Source organism: Anaerophaga thermohalophila str. Valhall (genome assembly GCF_000250735.1).
GTDB classification, from domain to species: Bacteria; Bacteroidota; Bacteroidia; order Bacteroidales; family Marinilabiliaceae; genus Anaerophaga; species Anaerophaga thermohalophila_A.
Map to the genome: position 1 here is coordinate 1 of NZ_AHZV01000032.1, position 6,234 is coordinate 6,234.

3 protein-coding genes are annotated in these 6,234 nt (G+C 42.5%); 1 reads left to right on the forward strand and 2 read right to left on the reverse strand.

The genetic code is table 11. From position 1 onward, the window contains the following. Positions 1 to 4,095: hypothetical protein (locus OQ5_RS23335; protein WP_016775731.1), on the forward strand; the 4,095-nt coding region annotated here is incomplete at its 5' end. Between the two features lie 451 nt (positions 4,096 to 4,546). Here the strand turns inward: OQ5_RS23335 and OQ5_RS0101155 are convergent. Then, a complete protein-coding gene (locus tag OQ5_RS0101155; protein WP_016775732.1) occupies positions 4,547 to 5,047 on the reverse strand; it encodes a hypothetical protein in 501 nt (166 codons plus the stop codon). A 203-nt stretch (positions 5,048 to 5,250) separates the two neighbouring features. After that, complete coding sequence (locus OQ5_RS0101160; RefSeq protein WP_016775733.1) at positions 5,251 to 6,090, reverse strand: DUF2971 domain-containing protein; 840 nt, start codon at positions 6,088 to 6,090, stop codon at positions 5,251 to 5,253. Between the last annotated feature and the right edge of the window lie 144 nt (positions 6,091 to 6,234).

Genomic DNA, 6,234 nt, shown 5'->3' on the forward strand with positions numbered 1-6,234 from the left:
AAGGTAAGATGGAACGGGAATGACGGTGTCGACGCTACTGCCGACACTTCGGTTGTTGACCCGGAAGTATGGGAAACACTCATTCACCCGGCCGTAAAGGTTTCTGCATTTATAGTGGAAGACAAAACAAGGCAGAAGATACATGCCTATCCGGTAAATGAAATAAGCAAAACACTGCTCAATATTTACGAGGATTTTGGAATAAAAAGCCCGGTGAAATTGCTCAAACCCGGAACGTTTTTGATGAACGAGAAAGTCAGGGGAATGGGACGTCAGACCATTGAACCCCAGGTCATCAATACTTACCAAAGAATGGAAGACAAATCTGCCGGCAAAGCTGAGGTCAGGCAGGGCATAAAAGGCCTGAGAATTGATCGCCAGGCCATGCTTCAGCCAACCATCCGGCAACAACCGGTGACCAACTACCGGCAAATTTTACAAAGCGGTAACTATTCAAGACTTAAAGAACAGGACAATAAACCGGAGTTTCAATTTGCCAGATTTCGTGACTTTCACCGCATCGATACAGAAAGGCCAAAGCTCAAGGCGGAGCCTGTTCAGGTACCTGAGTTTGAATTTCACGACATCATGGCACAGATGAGCGACTACCCGCAGATGTTACGTAACCTGGGGCTTGTCATTGATCTTTTGGTACCTGCGAATGGTCTTTCCCTGCCCGACGAAGGGAAAGTTTCGGCCTTTCCCGTGGGAATGGAATTTAACGATGATACCGAAATCTCGGTAACATCAACAGCCTATCGCATCACCACACAGGGATTTTTCGCCCGCGAAAAGGCGGGCAGCGATTTAAGAAACGGTTTTGTCAGGTTAAACACAGCCGATTTCTCAATTGCGCAGATCGACACCGACGGCACAGCTATCCAGACCATCAACAAAGTAGACGAACAAGCCAAAATTGTTGCCGAAAAAGTTTCCGGGTTGCAGTTGCGTTATCGCATGATGACTCCGGAGGAAGAAGAAGTTGAAGACGAAGATGATGAAAAAAGGGAAGAAGAAGTTGAAGCGGAAGGTCTCCCGACCATCCGTTCGGCAGGAATTGCGGTCATCAAAAACCAGGTTGAGACTTATCTGAATGCACGGTTCATCAAAGCGCGCGATCTGGATGTTAAGCTCGCTGCACCGGCAGCAACCAAACTACCTTCCACACAGTTGCAGTTGAATGCGCAGCTGATGCAGATAAATCCACAGATCACGGCTATGAAGATACAGATGCCCGAGGAAGAGATCATGTACGCCAACGATCTGGTCATAGGTTACAGAATGGATGTTGCCTACGCCGAAGCGCCTGATAAATGGTATTCTCTTCACTACAAGCAGGATGAAGTAGTGATCTATGATGAGAATAAAAATGCGTGGGGTGTTGACGGTATAAAACCTGATGAAGGCTTTACACAGCTGGCCCTTACCGAAGATGAGGAAGGGGAGGATGTATTTGTAACCGGTGTCATTGCCAGGTGGATGGGGTGGAGTCTGGCCGTGGAACGCCCCGGGTTTGCCATTAATGAAGCCGAAGGCACAGGTGAAGATGCCAAAGATTATGTGAACAAAGATGAAAGTGAAGAGGATAAAAAATACGGTTATCATCCCGAAGCCAATGTACGAATGAATGTACGTTCACAACTTATTCCGGGCACTCTGCCTTCGCTGCGTTACGGCAAAAGTTATCATTTGCGGATGCGCTATGTGGACGTGGCCGGGAACAGTGTGCCTTTTGATGCCGTTCCTGACAATCCGGGTGAAGCCATCGTACGCAACATCACATACCGACGGTTCGAGCCGGTAGCATCTCCGGTTATTCTGGCCGGCAATAAATATAAGGTGGGAGAAGATGTGGAACATCTGGTCATTAAAAGCAATTTTGATGTTTCGGTCAATGATTACAATGAACCTGGCGTTCAGCCTGCCGACAAGGAGTCGCGAAGAGTTGTTGTACCACCGCCCAACAGTCAGCTCACAGCCGAGCGACATGGCAAATTCGATGCAGCCTTTTCGGGCAATGCAGAGCAGGCTCGTCGTATTTATGAATTAATCACCTCGCATGAACAATCCCCGGGTGTCAATGATCCCGAGGACAAGGTTTATTCTGCCGATACCTTCAAGATCACTTACTTGCCTGATCCCGCCGCAGCCGGGGTTGTATTCTTTTTGACCGACGGCTATGATGACACGCATACACAGAGATTCTCTCCGCAGCGCGTAGAGTTTATTCCTACAGGAAGTTTCGGAAGCAATAACTGGCTGGATACAAGACCTTTAACCATTGAATTGGTTGAGGGAGACATTTCATCCGATTGGAATGAAAGTGCGCGTGTGCTTACATTCTCATTACCCAAGGGACATCGTGCAAGGGTTAAGTATGCCTGTTTCTGGAGTGAAGAAAACCTGAAAAATCTTTCCGGAATATGGCACCAGCTATCTTCTAAGAGTGGATTTTCACAGGTTCGCAATCACCTGATAAACGGCGAACACTGGATGGTCAGTCCTGCTCGTGAAATGGAACTTCTTCATGCCGTTCAGCAACCACTTGATGTTCCTGTCCTGAATGATACCGCCGCCGATCGTGGTTACATGGATACGCCGGCATGGATCAAGACCCGTATTAGAATTCACGGACAAAGCACCGGTAAAGTAGAGCTGGATGCTACCTGGAAGGAATGGGACGATAATCCGCTCAAACCGGTACCACTTGAAGTTAATCATCGACAAAAGCTCGACCCGGTGAACATTAAATACAATGAATCGGTACATCACGTGGGTTATACTCCACCTAAGAATCCCGATTTCAAAGTAATAAATACCCTACCGTCTCTCAGCGTTGCAGAGCGGTCGCCACAAATACGGTATAATACGCGGATGCGGGAAGCAAGGGAGGCCATAAAGACTGAGCCACCGAAAGAGAAAAAAGGAAACAACGCCCGCACACTTAAGCTGCTTCCACTTTTTTCAAAGGCATACGTGCTGAAATCTTTTGGATTGATGCATTCTTTCGATGATACCAAACACCGGTTTGTTGATTACAAGCCCACTGCCACCACCCGCTATAAGGAGTATTTCCGTCAACCCGATGCAGAAGGAAATTTGCAACCCATTGAAGGGCTGAAATTCAGCAAAGAAGGTGAAGCGGTTAAAGTGAACATTTTAAGTTCCGACCGTCCTTTGCCCCCCGAAGTAGAATACATTATCCCCACCTTTAACTGGCACAAATCGGGCGATGAAGACCGACTTACACACATCAGGTCCGGCGGCGGACTAAGAGTTTACCTTAAGCGTCCCTGGTTCAGTTCCGGAGAAGGTGAATTGTTGGGTGTTCTGACAGCCCCGCGGGGAACCGCTGAAAATCTGCCCGAATTACCGGTGAAATACTCGCAGTGGGGCTCCGATCCGGTTTTCCCATTTCCGGGTGATAAAGGATTTCATTTGACCCCATCCAATTTTAAGTGGCAAAGCAAAACAGACAGAGAACTGGTCTATCCCGGGCTCTCCAATACAAAGGCCGATGTAGTTGGTTTCGCGCCGCAATTTGATGCCGAGCGAAAGCTTTGGTATGCCGATTTGTCCATTAATCCCGGAACCCGATATTTCCCCTTTGTTAAGCTTATATTGGCCCGCTACCAGGAACACTCACTCCGCATCAGCAATACAGATGTATGTCTGTCTCCTGTTACAGAGACCGATTTTATTCAACTGGTACCCGAACGTAAAGTGCAGCTGGTAGTTGAACGTCGCGGTGGTACGGCCATCAGCATAAAAATTGAGATTTCCGGCTTCGTTTATGCCGGCTTTGATAACACCTTTGAAATAAAAATTCTGAGCGAAAATATTCCCCAGCCCATTTCGGGTGTTATCAGCAAGGCAGTACCCGACCGCGATTCCATCAACGAAGAAGCCATAATAACCGATATTAATTACCCCGACAATTACCGTTTTGTTGCGACAGGTTCTTTCCGCCTGACATCGCAACTTCGGAAAGTTCCGTTTGATGTTATTGTACTTGAATATGAAAAGGCCGACAAAGAAGGTAACCGTAAGCTGGTATTCGCAGATGAGTTTAATGTGAACAAGAAGGAGAAGTGATTTTTTGGCTTTAGATGGTTAATGTTATTAGTTCAACAAAGCCTCCAATATCAAGCGTGTACAAGCAACGCTTGATATTGGAGGCTAGTGTCCTACAAAAAAAGCATTTAACTTTTTGCGCTCAAGTCGCGCGGGCTTTTACTTTTTTTGTTTAACGAGATAAAAATTATAAGGTGTTCACGATTTACGCTTCGCTCCAATTCATTAGTATATAATATACTTAAGTTATTGGCCTAATGGAATTCGCATGTAAGATTTATACATATTCTTATTGTTGCAATCGTTACCATGCTCGTTTCTTTACGAAAAACAATCTGATTTTCTGAACGAAATTTCTTTGATGCGAACCTACCTCTGAACTGTGTAAAAGTATTCAGAACGCATATAAATACAGGACTTCATTAGATCCACTTTATTTTACTCGCTCAGTAGTGTTTATCTATTTTATAAATCATGCATTTTTCTCGATATATGCCTTTAATGTCCCTTTTTTTCTCATTTTGATGTATTTCTCAATATTCTTATCCTTTTTCAAAAAATCTTTATTTCTGGTGTAAAATTCAATTACAGATTCAATTCCTGCCTTGCTGCCCGCAATCTTATTTTTGAAGTCTTTTGATTCCAAAGAATATTTTGCCCATCCACCCATGAAAATCATTAATAAATCTGGCGAGGTTCCCATGAAAGTAACAATCTCCTGTTTGATTTCAATATGAACATTTGGACTACCTGACAACCATTTCAGTAAAAAAGCGTTCGCTTCTTTTCTTTTTGTGGCCTGCTCATTAATTGGAGTTTTCATTAACCATTCAAAGCATTTTATTACATCTTGCTCGTAAATTGCATAGTCTTCTGATTTATCAAGCTTGCAGTTTTCAGGAACTTCGAAATCCTGAGAAAACAGGCCCAAGGAAATAGTTGCCAAAATTAATGTTAAAGTAATCGTTTTCATTTTATATTAGTTTAATTGTAAAATATCATAGAGTAATTGTGCCTGGTAAAATTGATCTCAACATCCCCAAAAATAAACCTGCCCGCGCCTTTCAGACCAGCTGTGGATTTATCAGCTTGAAAGCATGGTTTTGGGTAAAACGAACCCCTTAATATGCTGTGGATGCCACGGCTGGCGTATGATAGCTCCGTTGTGTGCTGCCTTTATATTTTTTTTGTCTCAAGTTTATATTCATTTTTTGCAGGTTCAGTTTTGTATAAATTCACATGTGGTAATTCACAATTAATAATTTTCTTCAAATCATCCATATCAGATTGTGGCATTTTATAACCTATAATTATTTTTTTAATCGTTTCTTTTGGAATTTTGCATACTGTTTTTGGTGCATTTTGTTTATGTAATCTATATTCTATTTCGTAATCCCATATGTCTGATTTTGAGAAAATTTGTTTCATCCACTGTTCGCTTTTACTCTCAGTTGGTTTTATTAAAGGAAAATCTTTCTCATAGTTCACAGGTCCACCATCCGTGAAAAAATTGAACAACTTTTTTGAATCAAATCCAACGCAAAAACCAGTGTGAGCATTTGCATAATGAGACCACATTAAAATAATGTCATTTATAGCTGACGCACAAAAAATTCCAGCGGTTGTGTTAATATACTCTTGGATTTCTGAATTTATTTGTTCGATGACCTTATTATTTTTATAATTCCCTTTATTTTTTAAAAGATTAAATTTTTCTTTCTTCTTTTGTTCAGAGAGATTGTGATAATGCTTCTCAATATATTGTTGTAAAAAAATGTTTTCTAAATTTTTATCTTCTTTTAATAGATAATATGCTACAGGTATTTTACAATCAAACGGGTCGTTAAATTCATCTGGTGATGAAAGATACAATTCTTGGTGAAGAAGTAGTCTCTTATGATATTCATTTTTCCAATCTCTATATTTATATACAAATCGTGGAATTTCTTTGCCATTCCAAGGAATCATTTCTATTTCTTTAATTCCGAATCGTGTTTGAATCTTTTTGATTTTCATTTCATTTCATTTGGTTGCACACAACGTCCCGGCTATATGCGCCTGGGCGTGGTTTCAGACCAGCTGTGATTTTATCAGCTTGAACGCATGAGAGAGGGTAAAACAAAACCCTCAATATGCTGTGGATGCCACGGCTGGGGTATA